12 protein-coding genes are annotated in these 17,815 nt (G+C 73.8%); 2 read left to right on the forward strand and 10 right to left on the reverse strand.

Annotated features, from left to right (window positions below; all coding sequences use genetic code 11):
- Window positions 1-300: 300 nt before the first annotated feature.
- Both Ato02nite_RS34550 and Ato02nite_RS52665 read right to left on the reverse strand, forming a co-directional pair.
- Window positions 301-948, reverse strand: a complete 648-nt coding sequence (locus Ato02nite_RS34550; RefSeq protein ID WP_246607818.1) for a hypothetical protein — start codon at window positions 946-948, stop codon at window positions 301-303.
- Entirely contained in the window at window positions 945-3,125 is a 2,181-nt protein-coding gene (locus tag Ato02nite_RS52665) for a glycosyltransferase (protein WP_213010886.1), read from the reverse strand. Before Ato02nite_RS52665 ends, Ato02nite_RS34550 begins: the two co-directional genes overlap by 4 nt.
- 209 nt (window positions 3,126-3,334) lie before the next feature.
- Between Ato02nite_RS52665 and Ato02nite_RS34560 the strand changes: the two genes are divergently transcribed.
- A complete protein-coding gene (locus Ato02nite_RS34560; RefSeq protein ID WP_213010887.1) occupies window positions 3,335-3,820 on the forward strand; it encodes a CAP domain-containing protein in 486 nt (161 codons plus the stop codon).
- 1 nt (window position 3,821) lies between these two features.
- Here the strand turns inward: Ato02nite_RS34560 and Ato02nite_RS34565 are convergent, their stop codons facing one another.
- From Ato02nite_RS34565 to Ato02nite_RS34580, 4 genes are read right to left on the reverse strand one after another with little or no spacing between them, the layout of a single operon-like run.
- Entirely contained in the window at window positions 3,822-4,877 is a 1,056-nt protein-coding gene (locus Ato02nite_RS34565; RefSeq protein ID WP_213010888.1) for a class I SAM-dependent methyltransferase, read from the reverse strand.
- Entirely contained in the window at window positions 4,877-6,472 is a 1,596-nt protein-coding gene (locus tag Ato02nite_RS34570; protein WP_213010889.1) for a hypothetical protein, read from the reverse strand. Before Ato02nite_RS34570 ends, Ato02nite_RS34565 begins: the two co-directional genes overlap by 1 nt.
- A gap of 36 nt (window positions 6,473-6,508) precedes the next feature.
- Window positions 6,509-7,108, reverse strand: a complete 600-nt coding sequence (locus tag Ato02nite_RS34575; protein ID WP_213010890.1) for a hypothetical protein — start codon at window positions 7,106-7,108, stop codon at window positions 6,509-6,511.
- The gene (locus tag Ato02nite_RS34580) at window positions 7,095-9,104 is read right to left on the reverse strand and encodes a glycosyltransferase (RefSeq protein ID WP_213010891.1); all 2,010 of its coding nucleotides are present in this window, start codon (window positions 9,102-9,104) and stop codon (window positions 7,095-7,097) included. The genes Ato02nite_RS34575 and Ato02nite_RS34580 overlap by 14 nt, the downstream gene beginning before the upstream one ends.
- Window positions 9,105-9,196: 92 nt before the next feature.
- Between Ato02nite_RS34580 and Ato02nite_RS34585 the strand changes: the two genes are divergently transcribed.
- Window positions 9,197-11,533, forward strand: coding sequence for a glycosyltransferase family A protein (locus Ato02nite_RS34585; RefSeq protein ID WP_213010892.1), 2,337 nt, complete (start codon window positions 9,197-9,199; stop codon window positions 11,531-11,533).
- A gap of 132 nt (window positions 11,534-11,665) precedes the next feature.
- Here Ato02nite_RS34585 and Ato02nite_RS34590 read toward each other — a convergent pair whose 3' ends face one another.
- From Ato02nite_RS34590 to Ato02nite_RS34605, 4 genes are read right to left on the reverse strand one after another with little or no spacing between them, the layout of a single operon-like run.
- On the reverse strand, window positions 11,666-12,664 hold the full coding sequence (locus Ato02nite_RS34590) for a class I SAM-dependent methyltransferase (protein WP_213010893.1): 999 nt from the start codon (window positions 12,662-12,664) through the stop codon (window positions 11,666-11,668).
- Window positions 12,661-15,138 carry a glycosyltransferase gene (locus Ato02nite_RS34595; RefSeq protein WP_213010894.1) on the reverse strand — a complete coding sequence of 826 codons (2,478 nt, stop codon included), beginning with the start codon at window positions 15,136-15,138 and terminating at the stop codon, window positions 12,661-12,663. Before Ato02nite_RS34595 ends, Ato02nite_RS34590 begins: the two co-directional genes overlap by 4 nt.
- A 43-nt stretch (window positions 15,139-15,181) precedes the next feature.
- On the reverse strand, window positions 15,182-17,446 hold the full coding sequence (locus tag Ato02nite_RS34600) for a [protein-PII] uridylyltransferase (RefSeq protein WP_213010895.1): 2,265 nt from the start codon (window positions 17,444-17,446) through the stop codon (window positions 15,182-15,184).
- Between the two features lie 21 nt (window positions 17,447-17,467).
- Window positions 17,468-17,806 carry a P-II family nitrogen regulator gene (locus Ato02nite_RS34605; protein WP_213010896.1) on the reverse strand — a complete coding sequence of 113 codons (339 nt, stop codon included), beginning with the start codon at window positions 17,804-17,806 and terminating at the stop codon, window positions 17,468-17,470.
- Window positions 17,807-17,815 lie beyond the last annotated feature (9 nt).

Below are 17,815 nucleotides of genomic sequence, written 5' to 3' on the forward strand. Positions count from 1 at the left end.
CTCTGTCCGCACGCTAAGTCCTCGAGATCGCGTCCGGCCGCGGGAGCCTCCGGCTGCCGCCCGGGACTGTTCGCGCCGGCGGGCCGGTGGGCGGGTCGGGGTTGCGAGCTTGGGCCGGGCCCGCCCGCAGCGGGCGCGCGGAGGGTGAGTTGCACCTGCCGGGACCGCGTGCCACGGGAGTGAGTCGGCGCGTACGGCAAAGGTTTGATCTTTCGCCGCGAAAGCGTCCCGCCCTCCGTTTCGAGGCAGCCTGGGCCGGGGTCCCGTTCCTTCGGGATTGGTGAGACCCCGAAAAGATCTCTAGCGGAGCAGGTCGGCCAGGGTCGGCGGCGCGGCCCGGTCCACGATGATGGTCCGGGCCGTGTCGTGGTCGCGGTAGAGGCGGGACAGGCGCTGGGCCAGCACGTCGTCCCACGGCCGGTCCGGGCGGTGCTTCTCCCAGGTGGCCCGGTCCGGCAGGTACTCCAGCAGCACGCCCAGGTCGCGCAGCAGCGCGAAGGACGGGCAGTCGGTCACCACCACCGGCCGGTGGTCCGGGCTGACCAGCAACCGCTGCTGCAGGGTCAGCACGAACTCGCGCACCGCCGCGATGTCCAGCCCGATCGCCACGTACAGGTGGACGGGCGGGCGCTGGGCGGCGGTCGGCGCCCGGCGGACCTCGGCGTCCCCGGCCGGCCGGCGGCCGCGCAACCGGCGCAGCACCGCCCGGCCGATCCGGGGCACCGTGTGCACCGGGTCCTTGACCAGCGAGACCAGCCCGAATCCGAGCCGATAGGACTCGCTGCGCCGCAACCGTTCCAGGCGGCGGCGCTCGCGGTCGCGCTCGCGCCGCATCTCCTCGCCGTTCGCCTGCTCCTCGGCCAGCCGCACCTCGAGCGAGCGCAAGCGGCCGGCCATCGCGGCCAGCTCCCAGCGGGCCCGCTCCGGAGCGTCCAGGGTCACCTTCACGCCATCCTCCACGTGTTCGACGGCAGCTCGCTCAGCCACTTCGCCGCCGCGGCACCGCCGTTTCCGAAGCTCAGTTCGCGGCAGCGGTTCGCCAGCCCGGCCCGCACCTCCGGCCGCACGGCCTGGTCCAATACCTGTTCCAACTCGCCCGACGCCGGGTCCTCGACCACCAGCGCGACCCCGGTGGCGGCCGCGAACCGGGCCCGCCCGACCTGGTCGTCGAGCCGGGTCGAGGTGTTCGGCAGGAACACCGTGGGGACGGCGAAGGCGATCTGCTCGTGGAACGAGTTGTAGCCGGTCGCGCTGATCGCGAGGTCGAACGCCCGCAGGTAGCGACTCACGGGGTAGATCCGGACGACCTTGGCCCCCGGCACCTTGGGCATCGGCCGGGTCGCGATCGTCGACTCGGCCAGCACCAGCTGGAAGCCGTGGCCGGTCAGGTGCTGGCAGATTCGGGCGATCGGCGACGAGATGTCGTTGATGTTCCCGGCGCCGAGCTGCAGCAGCACGGCCGGCCGGTCGTCGAGGTCCAGCTCGTTCCTCGCGGTGTCCCGGTCGAGCAGTTCGCTCTCGTCGAGGAAGCTGATCGGCTCGACCTGGAACGCGCGGGCCCGGTCGGCGACCGTCGGCCCCTCGTCGGCCACCGCGGCGAACTCGCCCGGCTCCAGCACGTGGTCGAAGACCTTGCCCTCGGTGATCCAGTCGGCGCCGACCCCGCGCTGCCACATGGCCCGGCGCACCCACACCCAGGTGAGCTCGGGGTGTTCGCGGACCGCCTCGACGATGCCGGGGTGCGGCAGGCAGTCGACCGCCACCACGGACGGCTCGTGCAGCTCGATCAGGTGGTCGAGGCGGGCGCGCAGGATCGCGGTCCAGCGCGGCTTGGCCGCGTCGAGCACCTTGCGGGACGGGATGTACTCGGTGAGGAAGCCCTCCTGGTGGGCGACCGAGGCGGCGTACGACTGGGTGGCGATGACCGTTTCCACCTCGGCCGGCAACCGGCGGGCGATCGCCATCAGCCGGGAGAGATGTCCCATTCCGGCGCCGTTGTCGCTGACCATGAGGACGCGCTTGGTCTCGGCCTTGGGTCCGGTCGTGACCGGTTTCGCCGGCGCCAGCCGGGACCGGATGCCGAAGTCGGCCAGCCTCGCCAGGTGCGACTGGTGGCCGTACCGGTGCTCGGCGAACTCGCGGGCCCGGCTCACCACCGCGCGGTACCGGGCCGGATTCGAGTAGAGCTCGGCGACCAGCCGCCGCACGTCGGCCGGCGTGCCGTAGAGCGCGGCGTCGTCGAACGTCGGCCGGAAATGCTCGCCGATGATCACCGGGACGCCGCTGGCCATCGCCTCGAGGATGGTCCGGCCGAACGCCTCGACCAGGTCGGGGTCGTGGAAGTAGACGAAGAAGTCGATGGTGCGCAGGAACTCCTCGGGCTCCTCGGCCCCGAACCGGACCACGTCCCAGTTCTCCGGCTTGGCCCCGAGTCGCTGCACGGCGATCTCCCCGCCGCCGAGGATCCGCACCCGGACGTCGTCGCCCTCCGGGTAGGCCTGCCGGATCTCCTCCGGGTCGAGCGGCCACTTCACCGGGTCACCGCGGCCGTGCCGGCCGATCACCGGCACGTCGCCGACGAACCCGTCCCGGTCCCGCCACCAGTGCGCCACGTCGATGATCTCGTGCCAGTCGGCCGGTGCGAGCCGGGCGTCCGGGACGACCTGGCGCACCTGGTCGCGAACCTGCGAACTGATCGGCGCCCACTCCACGTGGTCGCCGAAGTAACGGTGCACCCGGTCGCGGACCGCGGCGAAGTCGTAGTAGCGGAAGGGGTTGCCGACGTCGCCGGGCGCCTGGTTGATCACCATGACCGTGCGGTCCGCCTCGACCCGCGGCACGGCGGCCAGGTCCTCGGTGAAGATCCGCGGCTGGCGCACCAGCAGGAGCTTGCAGCGCACCGGCTCGTCGGCCCGGGCCAGAGTGGCCACGCCGTCGCGGAGCAGCTCGCTGATCCGCGGGCTGAACGGCAGCGCGCGCGGCTGATGCGGGGACGGCACGTGCACGAGAACGGTGGAGAGCGCGGCCTCGGCCTGCGCGTGCACCTCCGCGGCGATGCTGGCCGAGGTGCCGCCGGGATAACGAAAGTCCGACAGGATCGCCACGTCGTAGACGGTCTCGGGCACTTTCTGGTCTCCCTCAGGTCGGCGCAGTGTCCCGGAAACCCAACGAGAGACCGGTACGCACCGTGACGGCAACCGTCAACCGGGCGGCAACCCAGGCGCCCCGGCAAGGCAACCGCCGAGGCTTCATCGGCCCTGGAACAGCGCCGAACTATGTCGGTGAACCCGGCGGTAGGCAACCGGGCCCACACGGCGAAAGGCAGTTCCACTCGATGCGCTCCATCACCAAGCGTCTGGCCCTGATCGCGATGATCCCCGCCACCCTGCTCGGCATGGTCCTGCTCGCCGCCGCACCGGCCGAAGCCGCGCCGACCAGCGTGGTGAACCTCCAGAACGGCATCAACACCCTGATCAACCAGCAGCGCGCCGCGCACGGCTGCAAGGCCCTCACGGTCGACGGCCACCTGCTCACCGCGGCCCGGGCGCACAGCGCCTACATGGCCCAGACCGGCAAGTTCAGCCACACCGGCCGGGGCAGCTCGACCTTCGACTACCGCATCAAGACCGCGGGTTACTCGAAGCCGTCGGCCGAGAACATCGCGTACGGCTACCGCAGCGCCGCCGAGGTCGTCACGGGCTGGATGAACAGCCCGGGCCACCGCACCAACATCCTCAACTGCAAGTCGACCCGGGTCGGCGTGGGCGCGGTGTACGCGGCCAACGGCACCCCGTACTACACCCAGGACTTCGGTTACTGACCTACTCCACCGGCGTCAGCTGACGCACGATCCGGCGGTACGCCAGCACGGCGTGCCGTCCCCGGGCCTCACCTTCCTCGGTGAGGCCCTCGATCGTTTCCACCCACTTGCGCAGCGCCTCCGCCTCGTCCTGGCGGTGGGCGTCGTCGAAGACCACGGTGGCCGTGTCGGCCAGCCGGTCCTCGAGCACCCGCATGGCCGGGTAACGGGCGTCCTTGCCGGTCTTCTCCGGCGGCCCGTCGATCAGCAACAGGTCCACCTCGCGTAGATCGGCCACCGACTCGGTGTCGTACCAGGGGAAGGTGCGGCCGTCGACGACGACCGGGCGCAGCGGGGCGTCGCGCACCTCGGCCACCTCGGTGAGGCCGTGCGCGGCCAGCGCGATCCGGGTCTTCTCGGCGTAACCCGGGTCGTGGTCGAGCGAGACGAGCCGGCCGCCGGCCCGCTCCAGCGCGTACGCGATCCACACCGTCGAGGTGCCGCTGCCCAGCTCCAGCACCAGGCGCGGCTGCCGGGTGTGGATCAGGTGCAGCAGATCGAGCAGGTCGGTGGGGTTGAGCGCGAACCCGCCCGAGGACGGCATCGGCGCCCGCGGCGCGAAGCCCTGGAACAGCTGCACCAGCGCCTCCACCTCGCCGGTCTGGGCGCGCAGCAGCCGGTCGGTGCCGTTCGCGGCCGCCTTCTGCTGGGTGGCGAGCAGCTCGGTCAGTTCCCGGTGCCGGTCGCCGGCGGTGAGCAGCATCTGCTCGACCGCCCCGAGCACCCGGCGCTGGGTCTGGTCGAGCACGGCCCGCTGCTCCCGCTGGGCCTTGCGCTGCTCGCGGCCGAGCACGGCCAGCCGGTGCAGGACCAGCAGCAGCCCGGCGGCGAGCCCGGCCAGCACCACACCGAGCACGGCCAGCGCCAGCTCGAGGTGCCCGGTGAGCGCACTGCCGCCGATGGCCGCGCAGAGCACGCCCGCGACGGCCAGCAGGGCAGCTTGGCGGCGAGTGATCTTCCGGAGCCGTTCCCCCGTCCGACCGCCCCGCCGCCGCCCTTGATCGGACTGAAGACCCATTATTTTCCTCCGGGTGTGGACGTGGGATGCGGGCAGAACGGAACGCCGGCCCGCTGTTCGGCGGCGACGTCGAACGACTGGTCGAACCGGTACTGCGAGAACGGTGCGTCGGCGAACATCGTGAAGAACTCGGCGCGCAAGGCACAGCGCCGGGCCTGCCCCTCGGGCGTCGGGTCGAAGTCGGCCACGGCCTCGGCCAGCCGATTGTCGAGCCGGGCGGCCGGGCTGGCCATCACGGCGTCCCGGAACCGCTTGTTAGCGGTGGCCGACACGGTCGCGCTCGCCGCGAACAGCAGGATCAGCCCGGCGATCAGCACCCGGCGGCCGGGCCGGATCAGGTGCCCGAGCGCCGCGAGCAGCACCGCACCGGCCGGCATGGTGACGGCCGAGTCGCGCCAGCCCATCCCCCAGTCGCCCTTCGCAGCCACCCGCTGGATCTCCCCGTTCAGCGCGCCCATGGTGGCGCCGAGCAGCACGGCGGTGCCCGCGACCAGCAGCAGCACCGCGCCGGCCGGCCGGTCCACGACGGACAGCCGGCCCAGGTCGCGGATCGCGGAGAACGCCAGCAGCCCGAGCGCGAGCCCGGCGGCGACCAGCACCACCCCGGCCAGCCAGGGCCGATGACCGCCACCGGCGGTGGCGTCCGGCCACATCAGCGGCGGGAACCAGCCCAGCGCCCGGCTCGGCAGGGCCGCGAACACCTCGGGCCCGGCCGACACGTCCGAGCCCGTGTAGCAGTCCCGGATCGAGCAGTAGTGGTTGATGATCCCCCGGACGGCCAGGAACACCGGCAGAAAACCCAGCCAGAGCAGCCCGAGTACGCGCATCGGCGCCGCAAACCAGAACTTGCGGCCGGTCAGTTCGAGCACCCACCGGCCGCGCGCGAGCAGCGCGACGGTGGCCAGCGGCAACGCCAGGTAGGCGACCTCGTTGAAGGAGGCCAGGGCGGCGCCCGCGACGATCAGCGGAAGAATCCACCAGAGCCGGATCGGCCGCTGCGGGTGGATCCGGCACAGCATCGCCGGCACCGCCAGCACCAGCGCGGCCGAGGTGAGATAGAGCCCGGCGAACAGAATCACCGGGCTGGCCCGCCCGGCCGCGACCAGGCCGCCGGCCACCGCGAACGGCACCACGGCGGCCAGCGTGGACGGCGGCCGCCGAAACATCCGGCCGCGCGCCACGACGCTCTCCGCCAGCAGCATCGCCACCACCCCGAGCAGGGCCGCGGCCACGAACGACACCAGCCGGAACGCGATGTTGCCGGGTACCCCGAGAACATCACCGAGGACGTACGCGATCAGGTCGAGGGTTTTCTCCACCATCCGCCCGAGCGGCCGGAAGTTACCCATACGCAGATAGCTCGGCATCGAGTCGAGCGTGTGCGGCACGATCCGCAGCGGGTGGTCCCGGAACAGAGCACCATGCCAGTAGATGTTGAACCGGTGATCGGCGGTGGGTGCCATCGCCACCAGCGGCGCCAGCACCACCAGCGGGGCGAGGGCCGCCCGCAGCATCGCCCGCCGCCAGAGAGCACCGACCGGCGGCCCTTCAACGACAAAACGCATCGCGACCCGGGGGGCCTCAGCTTCCAGCACGGACGTCACGAAGGTGCCAACGAGCCCACGATCGGCTCAGTAACGCGATGGCTCGAGGAGACGGGCCAGGGTGGGTGGGTCGCGGGGGTCGACGACGACGGTTCGGGCGGCTCGGTGGTCTCGGCAGAGCTGGGCGACGCGGCCGGCCAGCAGGCTCTCCCAGTCGCCGGTCTCGTGTCGCGACCAGGTGGCCGGGTCGGGCAGGTATTCCACGATCACGCCGGGCACTCCGAGTCCGCGCAGCGCCGGCTGGTCGGTGACCACCACCGGGCGGTGGTCGCCGTCCACCAGGATTCGCTGCCGCAGTGCCCGGACCAGGGCGTGCGAGGCGTCCCGGTCCAGCCCGACGGCCACGTAGACGCGGGCCGGCACCGGGCCGGGGGCGGGCTTGCGGCGAGGCGGGTGGGCGGGCCGGCGCCGCAGGAGGCGACGGGCCGTACGCATCGGATCGTCGGCCAGGTCGCCGAGCACCCGGCCGATCCGGTAGGAGCGGCTGCGCCGCAGCTCCGCCACCAGGTCCTGGGTGCGGTCCCGCTCGCGCATCGCGGCGTCCCGTTCCGCTTCGACCGAGCGCAGCCGCCCGGTCAGCGTGGCCACCTCCCAGCGGGCCAGCGACAGGTCATCAGCGTCCGGCACGGTGCACCTCCCGGCAGTGCGCGGCAAGCCAGTCGGCGGCGTCGCCGGCGCCGTTGCCGAAGGCCAGGTCGGCGCAGCGGCGGCTGAGCGCCTCCCGCACCGCGGGGTCGGCGAGTTTCTCCAGCGCGATCGCGGCCGCCTCGTCGTCGGTGGCGCACAGGGCGACCCCGGCCGCCGCCGCGAACCGGGCTCGGGCCAGTTCGTCGTCGCAGGCGTCCGGGTCGGGCACGAAGACGGTCGGCACCCGGGCGCCGATCAGTTCGTGGAAGTTCAGGTAGTCGGCCCGGGACACGGCCAGCGTGACCTCGCCCAGTTCGGCGGGGCCGGCCTCGACCGCCCGGAAGCCGGGCAGCGCGGCCTCCACGCCCCGGCAGAGGATGGTGTGGTCGCCCTCCCGGCGGACCACCCGGCCGGGCAGTCCGGTGATCGGGTCCACGGTGGAGACCCCGGCCCGGGCGGTGGTGGTCCAGCCCTCGTCGCCGGCCGCCGCGAACTCGCCCGGCTCGAGGATGCCGGCGAAGGCCGCGCCGCGCGCCGCCCACTCGCCGCCGGTGCCGCGCCGCCACATCGCCGGGCGCAGCCACAGCCAGCGCGGCAGCGGATGTTCCTCGACGGCGGCCACGATCCCGTCGTGCGGCAGGCCACCGACCAGCACCGCGCGCGGCCGGTAGAGCTCGACGAGGTGGCCGAGGCGGTCGCGGGCGAAGTCGTTCCAGCGGGCCGGCGGGGCACCCAGTTCGGCGGCGCCGGGAAGGTACTCGGTGAGCAGGCCGGCCGCGTGCGCGTCGGCCAGGCCGGCCGAGCCGGCCACCACGACCGCCTCGAATCCGGCCGGCATCCGCCGGGCGATGGCGCGGAAGCGGGCCACGTCGTCGCCGACCAGCAGCACCCGGCGGTTCGGCCGGGTTGGCCGCACCGGCGGGCGGGGGCGGCGGCGTCCGGCCCGGGGCATCACGCCGAGCGAGGCGAGCCGGGCGATGTGCGAGGCGCTGCCGAACTGCTCGGTGACGTAGCGCCGGGCCCGCTCCACCTGGGCCTGGTAGGCGGCCCGGTCGGCGTGCAACCGGCGCACCAGGTCGCGGACCCCGGCCGGGTCGGTGTAGAGGGCGGCGTCGCCGAAGATGGCCCGGAAGTGCGGGCCGACGATGACCGGCACCCCGCTGGCCATGGCTTCGAGGATGGTGCGGCCGAACGCCTCTTTCCAGTCCGGGTCGTGGAAGTAGACGAAGAAGTCGAGGCCGGCCAGGAAGTCCTGCGGCGACTCGGCGCCGAATTCCACGACGTCCCAGTTGTCCGGTCGGCGGCCGAGACGGCGTACGCCGATCTCGCCGCCGCCGAGGATCCGGACCTTGACCTCCGCCGAGTCCGGGTAAGCCTGCAGCAGCTCACCCGCCTCGCGCGGCCATTTCACCGCGTCCGGCCGGCCGTGCCGGCCGATGACCGGGACGCCGCCCGGCGTGCGGTCGGCGGCGACCCAGTCGTCGATGTCGATGATCTCGTGCCAGTCCGTGTCCGGCAGCGCGGCGCGGGGGGCCACCTGCTGCACGTTCTCGCGCACCTGTGGACTGATCGGGGCCCAGACGATGCCGTCGCCGAACAGCCGGGTGACCCGCTCGCGCACCTCGTCGAAGACGTAGTAGCGCTGGTCGTGCGACTCGTCGCCGGGTGGCTGGTTGAGCACCACGATGGTGTGCCCGGCCTTGACCTTCGGCACCACCGCGGGCTCGGCGGTGAAGATCCGGGGCTGGCGGATCAGCAGCACCCGCGCGGTCACCTCGGTGCCGTCGTCGTGCGCCAGGTCGGCGAGGCCGTCGCGCAGGCAGTCGACGATCCGGGACTGGAACGGGCGGGCGTGCCGCAGGTGCGGTGACGGCACGTGGATGAGCACCGTGGACAGCCCGGCCGCGGCCTGGGCGCGCACCTCGGCGACGATGCTCGCCGAATTGCCGCCCGGGTACCGCAAATCGGACAGGATGGCGACGTCGTACAAGGTCACGGTGGTTCAAACGACCGGAACTAAGCGGGCGATACGGACAATTCACCTGAGGCGTTGGCTCGTTAAGAACTCCGGATGGAAGGAGAACGCCGATGAGATCCGGACCGGATCCGCTCGCCGTCGCGGCTCTGCAGGCCCACTCGGTCGCCGCTCGCGGACCGCTCGCTCGCGCGGCCGGTGCGCCCTCGGCCGAGGCGCTGGTCACGGGCGAGACCAGCCCGGTCGATCCATGGCTGGCCGGTGAGCTGGCCCGGGTGATGGCGCTGCAGGATCTGCGCCCCGATGACCAGGCCGGAGCCCTCGCCCTCCTGGCCCGGCTGCGCCGGGCCGGCACCATCGCGCCGGAGCACCAGGGCCTGCACGTGCAGCTCGCCTGCGTGGCCGGCGATCGCAGCCTGGTGGCCGCGCTGCTCGCGGAGTACCCGGACGTCGCCGAGCCGATCCGCACCGCGGTCGCCCTCGACCTCGCCAATCCGCACACCGGCGGCAACGGCTCCGGCTGGGCGGACGGCTTCGCCGCCCTGCTGCCGCACCCTCGGGTATGGGTCGGCGACGGGCCCGGCGCGGCCTTCGACCGGCTGGTCACCGGAGCCGCCCAGCGGACCGGTCACGCCCGGCGGATCACCACCATCGTCACCACCTGGCGGCCCGACCAGGCGCTGCTCACCGCGGTCCGCTCGCTGGTCGCGCAAACCTGGACCAACCACGAGATCCTGGTGATCGACGACGGCTCGCCGCACGAGTTCGATCCGGTGCTGCGGGCGGCCGGCGCGATCGACCCGCGGATCCGGGTGATCCGGATGGTCAGCAACGGCGGCACGTACGTGGCCCGCAACGCCGGCCTCGACGCCGCGACCGGCGACTTCGTGACATTTCAGGATTCGGATGACTGGTCGCACCCGACGCGCCTGGAGAAACAGGTGGCCCCGCTGCTCGCCGACGAGGCGGTCTTCTCCACCACCTCGACCGGGATGCGGGCCACCCCGGATCTGCTGCTCACCCGGCCCGGCGTCGAGCCGACCCGGTCGTACAACCTCTCGTCCTTGATGTTCCGCCGGCAGGCGGCGGTCGATCAGGTCGGCTACCTCGACCCGGTGCGCAAGGGCGCCGACGCCGAGTACGTCGAACGGGCCCGGGCCGTCTTCGGCCGGGCCGCCACCCAGCACCTCGGCGGTCCGCCGCTGGCCTTGATCCGGCTCAGCACCGACTCGCTGTCCAGCGCCGACTACCGGGTCGGCTGGATGCACCCGGCCCGCCGCTCCTACCTCTCCGCGTTCCAGGCCTGGCATCAGCGGATCAAGGCCGGGACCGCCGCGCCCCGGGAACCGCGCGCGTTCGCGGCCCCCCGCCGGATCCGCGGCGAGACCGGCGCCCGCGCCTACGACGTGCTGCTGGCCGGCGACTGGACCACCGCCGGCGGCGCCGGAACGGCCGGGATCGGGCAGCTGCGCGCGCTGACCAAGCGCGGTCTGCGCGGCGCCCTGCTGCACCTGGACGAACTGGCCAACCTGCGCGGCGGGCCGCGCAACCTCGACCCGGCGGTCCAGGACCTGATCAACTCGGGTGATCTGACCCAGGTCGAGCTCACCGACGACGTCCGCACCCGGCTCGTCGTGGCCCGCTCGGCCCGGGTCCTGCAGCACGCCCCCGACCTGCCCGGCGGCATCCGCGCCCAGTGCGTGGTGATCGAATCGGCCACCATCTCCCGCTCGGCGGCGGCCGCGGGCCGCCGGCTGTTCGGCCGCCGGCCGCTCTGGGCGCCGGCCGGGCCGGACGGCCGCCGGCTGCTCACCGCCGCGCTCGCCGAGGATCCGCTGGCCGCGGGCGCACCCGGTGACCTGCTCACCACCGTCGACCTGCCCGGGACCGTGGACGCCGGCCGCTGGCGGCTGGACCGCCGCGGGCCGCGCGCCGACCGGCCGGTGGTGGGCCGCCGCTGCCGGGGCGGCCGGGCCGAATGGCAGCGGCTGCGCGCCGAGCTGCCCGACTCGGCCCGGGTCGACGTGCGGCTGCTCGACGACGACGGTTCGGCCGGACGGGCCTTCGGCCGGTTCGGCACCCCGCGCGCCTGGCTGGTCTACGACCGCGAGGAGGTCAGCGTGCGCAACTTCCTCTACCAGGTCGACTTCTACCTGCACCTGCCCCGGCCGGAAGCGCCGGCCGACCCCGACCCCGACCTGCTCGCCGCGCTGGCGGCAGGCTGCGTGGTGCTGCTCCCCTCCCGGTACGCGGCCACGTTCGGCGACGCGGCCGTGTACTGCGAACCGGAGGAGGTGCCGGAGACGGTCCGGGCGCTGCACGAGAACCGGCCGGCGCTGGTCGCCCAGGCGGCCCGAGGGCCGGAGTACGTACGCCGGCACCACGGCCACGACCTGTACGCGGAGCGGGCCGCCCTGTTGGCAACCCAAGGGCACCCGACGCGCGGGTAAAGCGGGCGGTCCGGCGACCGATTCTTCCAGGCGTAAGACACAGAGCAGCCGGTTCCCCGACCGGCTGGCCGCGGGAGCTTCCCCTGTCTCCCGCGACCCGCGACCCCGCCGTCCCCCGCGGCGGGGTCGCGTTTACTTCACGGCTGGCGTCGGAGCCTGCGGCTGGGCCAGCGTCGTCCAGCGGCCGGACAGCCGGCGCTGCTCGGTCAGCCCGAACCCGCCCTGCCGCGGCGCGACCCGGCCGGGCACCTCGTCGACCACCACGGCCCCCGAGTCGGCCAACCGGCGGCCCAGCACGTGCAGGGCCGGCGCGACCGCCTCGGTGCCGGGCGCGGACGTGCCGTCCACCACCAGCAGGTCGATGTCGGTGAGGCCGTCGAGCGCGTCGACGTCGTACCAGTCCACGTTCCGGCCGTCGACGGTCAGCTCGGCCGCCATCGCGTGCCGCACCTCGACCCCGGTGAGACCGTGCTCGGCCAGCAGCTGCCGGGTCGCCTCGGCCCGCTTGCGGTCGTGGTCGACCGCGACCAGCCGGCCGCCGGTGGCCTCCAGCGCGTACCCGAGCCAGATCGTCGCCGGTCCGCCGCCCAGCACCACGGTCAGCCCGGGTGGCCGGCCGGCCGCGATGGTGATCAGGCCGAGCAGGTCGGTGGGGTTGAGCGCACCACCGGCGGGCATCGGCGCCCGCGGCGTGACCTGCCGGAACAGTTGGAACAGCGCCTCGATCTCCTGGTTCTGCTCGCGCAGCAGGAGTTCGGCGCCGCGCCCGGTGAGCCGCTCGTTGCGGGCCAGCGCCTCGGTCAGTTCCTGGTGCCGGTCGCCGGCCGCGAGACGTTCCTTCTCCACCGAGGCGATCACCCGGCGCTGCAACTGCTCGACCACGATCCGCAGGTCACGGACGGCGTCCTGGGTGGCGCGGTTGACCCCGCCGATCCGCCGGGACAGGTGCAGCACCCCGGCCGTCACGGCCACCAGCAGCAGGGCGACCAGGCTGGTGGCGAGGGCGGCCCGGCCGGCGGCCGAGGCGACGGCCACGCCGGCCGCGACCGTCACGATGACCACCAGACCCGCGACCTGGCGGGACGACAGGCCGAGCAGCGCCTTGACCAGCCTCTTCAGCTTCGCTTTCACATCATCGGTAACGCGGCCGTCGTAGCGGCCGTTACGGGAAGCAGGTCCATGATCCGTTCGACGAGCAGGGCCGGGTCGTGGGCCCGGGCGACCACCTCGCGGGCCCGGCGGCTCTGCTCGGCGTACAGCGCCGGGTCGGCCCGGTAGCGGTCGATCAGCGGGCCTACCTCGGACCGGCCGCAGTACACGGCGGCGTCGCCGTACAGACCCGCGTAGCGCTCCGGCATCACCACGACGCAGCCCATCGCCGCCGCCTCCAGGGCCGGGCGGGAGTACCACTCGGCGCTCTCGGCCGGCGGGAAGTGCAGGTAGAAGTCGAGTTGGTGGAGGAACGGCCGGGGACCGAGGTCGGCGGCCTCGTAACCGAGCCAGGTGCGCGGCAACGGGATCTCCGGCTCGGTGCGGGGCCGGTCGGGCAGCCGGACCCGCACGTCGGCGTCCGGCAGCCGGCGGCACACCGCGAGGGTGGCGGCGAGGTCGGGCGGCCAGGCGGCCGCATCACAGAGGTCGGTGCCGGCCACCGCCGGGCCGGGGGCCGCGGCGGTCCGGTCGGCCACCCAGCCGGGCGCGGCCAGCGCGGTGGGGAAGTCACGGTCGGCGACGGTCACGGCGTGATGCGTACGCAAGCCGGCCCGGACCCCCGGATCCTGCGGAACCCACACCGGGTCGGCCCCGAAGAGCCGCCTGGCCGCCGCGTCGCAGGTGCCCGGCTGGTAGCGATGATCGGAGCCGTCGCCGCGCAGCGGTGCACGGTCGGCCACGACGACCACCCGTTCCCCGCCGATCCGGCTCTCCGCCGGGGCGAACTGCAGCACCGCGGCCTGCCGGACCAGCACCAGCGACGCCTCGACCCGGTCGCCGAGCGCGACCCGGTCCACCACCCCGGCGTTGATCAGGTCCTGGATCGGTGCGCACAGCGGCTGCCGCTTGAGGTGCACCGCCCGGGCCTGCTCGAGGTGCAGCACCGCCACCCGCAGACCGGCCGCCCGCAGCGCGGCGAGCTCGTCCACCGCGGTCCGCTGCGCGCTCTCCAGGAACCGCCAGTCGGCCACCATCAGCACGTCGTACGCGGCAATCCGCTCGGGGTCGGCACCGAGCAGGTGCGCGGGCGCCGCGTGCAGCCGGCCGGACCCGTCCGCGGGCCGCATCGGCGAGGCCACGCCGGCCAGGATCAGCTGGTGATAGCGCAGGTAGGCCGAGCTGTACGCGGTCCGGGCCGGATGCATCCAGTGCGGCTTGATCTCCGAACGGGACAGTGACCCGGCCGACAGCCGGATCAGTGCCAGCGGCAGCGAGTCGAGGTGCCGCACCCGGCGCTGCCCGAACGCGGCCTGGATCCGGCCGATGTATTCGCTGTCCGCGGCCTTGCGCACCCGGTCGAAGTAGCCGACCCGGGCGAGCACCGCGGTGCGGCGGATCAGCAGCGACGACGGGTTGAACCGGCCGCTGCGCACCCCGGGCCGGGTGAGCATCAGCTGGTCGGTGACGGCCAGCCCGTCCGAGGTGGTGGCGACCAGCCGCCGGTCCGCCAGCATCGGGGCGACCTGCAGTTCCAGCCGGCGCGGGTGGGACCAGTCGTCGGAGTCCTGGAACGCGGCGAACTCGCCACCGGCCGCGTCCAGCCCGGCGTTGCGGGCGGCGTAGGTGCCGGCGTTGACGGCCAGCTTGATCAGCCGGATCCGGTCGCCGAGCGCGGTCGCGGCCCGCAGCACCTCGTCGTACTCCGGCGGGGACGCGTCGTCGACGATGATGATCTCGACGTTGGCCCAGCTCTGCGCGAGGATCGAGCGGACCGCGGTGAGCAGCCCCCGATCGGGCCGGAACGCGGTCACCACCACCGACACCCGATGCGCGGCCTCGACCCGCTCGGCGGCCGCCGACGCCAGCCGGTCGAACGGCACGCCCTCGCCGTCGCCGACCACCGGCCCCGGGGCGGGCAGTTGCGCCTGGAAGCCGCGCAGCCACGGCTCGACCGGCCGGTTCGACACGTACGGATTGATCAGGTCCAGGCGCAGCGAGTCCCGGGTGGCCGGGTTCATCCGCCGGTAGCCGCCGAGCAGCCGGCGTGCCTTCTCCGGGCCCTGGTAGGTGAGCGCCAGCTGGGCATGCAGCGCCTGGTTGGCCGGAGACAGCGACCGCGCCCCGTACGCCCGCCGGACCAGGTCGTACAGCGCGAGCGCGTCCTCCCGGTCCCCCGGCAGCAGCTCCTGCAGCGCGATGATCTGGGCGACCGCGGCCACCAGTCCCGGGTCGGCCTTCCGCCGGCGGCGGCGCAGCCAGCGCTTGTCGCCCCGGCGGGCCGCCGCGAGCAGGTCGTCCAGCGTGCCCGAGTCGCCGAGCGCGGCCCGCGCCATCAGCAGCCGGGAGTCCACGGTCCGGTTACGCGACGCGGTGGCGGTCAGCGCCAGCCGTAGCCGAGGACCGATCGCCCGGATGTGATCATCGAGCAGACCGGATGGATGTGGCTCCCGCATGCCCCACCAAACGTCGGTACGGCCATCGAAGTGACGCGGCGGCTCAGACCGCGGCCAGCACCGCCGCCGTGACCCGGTCCCGCTCGGCCTGCTCACTCCACGGCCCGACCAGGTAGAACGCGTCCACCACGTCACCTCCGAGGGTGGAGATGCGGGCCGCGCGAACCTCGGCGCCGGCCTCGTCGAGGGCGGTTGCCACCCGATAGAGCAGCCCGGCCGAGTCGGCCGCGCGCAGTTCCAGCACGGCCGCGTCGGTGGCCACGTCCCGCTGCCACACCACCCGCGGTTCGGCGGTGCCGCCGCGGGCACTCATCGCCCGGGCCCGCAGCCGCTGGGTGACCGACACGTCGCCGGCCGCGACCCGGCGCAGGTCGGCGGCGAGCGCCACCGGGTCGTACGGCGAGCCGTAGCGTGGCTGGGTGAAGAACTCGACGATCGCCCGGCCGTCGACCGTGGACGCGTTCGCACCGACCACGTCGAGCCGGTGCATGGCCAGGCAGGCGGCGACCGCGCCGAGCAGGCCACGCCGGTCGGCGGCGGCCACCGCGACCCGGTCGCCGTCCAGGTGCACGGCGGGCAGGTCGCCCTCCAGCAGCTCCGGGTCGGGGGCGGGCGGTTCGGGCAGTTCGCCGGTGTCCAGGGCGGTGTGCACCCGGCTGACCAGCTCGGCCATCAGCCGGCCCTTCCAGTCCGACCAGGCGGCCGGGCCGGTGGCGTGCGAGTCGGCCCGGGCCAGCGCGTGCAGCAGGTCGAGAGTGGCGGAGTCGCCGACCTTCTCGGCCACACTGGAGATCGTCACCGGGTCGCTCAGATCGCGGCGGGTGGCCACGTCCGGCAGCAGCAGGTGCAGGCGCACCAGCTTCTCGATGGTGGCCACGTCGGCCGGCGGCAGGCCGATCCGGGTGGCGATCTCGGCGGCGATCGGGGCGCCGACGATGCTGTGGTCACCCTCCAGCCCCTTGCCGACGTCGTGCACGAACGCGCCGATCAGCAGCAGGTCGGGGCGGTCCACCTCGCGGGCGTACGCGGTGGCTTCGTAGGCGGCCTGCACCAGGTGCCGGTCGAGGGTGAATCGGTGCACGGGGTGGTGCTGCGGGAGGCTGCGCATCCGAGCCCACTCGGGCAGCCAGGCGTCGATCAGCCCGTACCGGTCGCAGGTCTCCCAGGTGGGCAGCAGGCCCGGACCGGAGCCGAGCAGCGAGACCAGGGCGGCGCGGGCGGCCGCCGGCCAGGGGTTGGGCAGCGGCGGGCTGAAGGCGGCGAGCCACTCGCTGGTGGCGCGGGCGATCGGCAGCCGCACGGTGGCGGCCGCGGCCGCCACCCGCAGCGAGAGGGCCGGGTCCGGGACCGGCCCGATGGCGGTACGGGCGAGCACCAACTCACCGTCCTGCTCGACCACGTCCCGGGCGACCGGACGGCGGGTGGGTGAGCCGGGCATCTGACCGCGCCGACGGCCGGCCCGCAGCCGGTCGGCGGCCCGCCAGGCGTCGTCGACGGCGTGCGCGACGGTGCGGGCGTCCCCGGCCACCCGGCGCAGCAGGGCGTCGCCGTCGTCGAGTTCGAGCAGTTCGGCCACCGCACCGCGTTCCTGGGCGACCAGCCGGTCGACCCGGCGGCCGACGGCGAGGTGCAGGGCGTCGCGGGTGTCGAGCAGGCGCAGGCCGGCAGCGCGGACCGCGGGGCGCATGGTGTCGGCCACCCCGGCCCGGCCGATGCCGCGCAGGATGGTCACGTCGCGCAGGCCGCCGGCCGCCTCCTTGAGATCGCCCTCGAGCAGGAAGGCGAGCTCGCCATGGCTGGCCCAGCGGCTGGTGGTGATCTCTTTGAGCTGCGGCATGAGGCGTACGGCGGTGCGCCGCCACTGGTCCGAGGAGGCCGCGATGAGCTCGCCGGAGAGGGCCGGGTCGCCGGCCACGTGCCGGGCGTCGAGCAGACCGAGGGCGACCTTGACGTCGTCGTGCGCGACCGACAGCGCCTCCGGCAGCGTGCGCACGGAGTGGTCGAGGCCGAGCCGCGCGTCCCAGATCGGGTACCACAGGGCCGAGGCGATCCGGTCGATGCCGGCCGTGCCGCTGTGCAGCAGCACCAGGTCGAGGTCGCTGTAGGGAGCGCAGTCCCGCCGGCCGAGCCCGCCGACCGCCAGCAGGCTGACGCCGGGCAGGTGACTCGGGAAGATCGCGGTCAACCAAGCATCGAGCGCCGCGGCCCGATCGATCCGGGCGGCGGCGCCGATGTGTTCACGCAATTTCTCCAGCGAACCGCCGGTCGGCACAACCGGCGCGGCCGGCGGTTCGCTGAGGTTGCTCATCTTAAATCGTGTTGTTCATTGTCAGAGCGCGTCGAGACCGCGCTCGCCGGTACGGACCCGGACGACCTCTTCCACACCGGTCACCCAGACCTTCCCGTCACCGATCTTGCCGGTCCGGGCCGAGGTGACGACGGCGTCGACGATCTTCTCGACGTCGATCTCGTCGGTCACCACCTCAACCTTGATCTTCGGCAGGAACTCCACCGTGTACTCGGCACCCCGGTACACCTCGGTGTGGCCCTTCTGCCGTCCGTACCCCTGTACCTCGCTCACGGTCAAGCCGGTCACGCCGAGCGCGTGCAGAGCTTCCTTCACCGCGTCGAGCTGGTACGGCTTGATGACCGCGGTCACCAGCTTCATGCTCAGTCC

Source organism: Paractinoplanes toevensis (assembly GCF_018332695.1).
In the GTDB taxonomy this organism is placed as follows: domain Bacteria; phylum Actinomycetota; class Actinomycetes; order Mycobacteriales; family Micromonosporaceae; genus Actinoplanes; species Actinoplanes toevensis.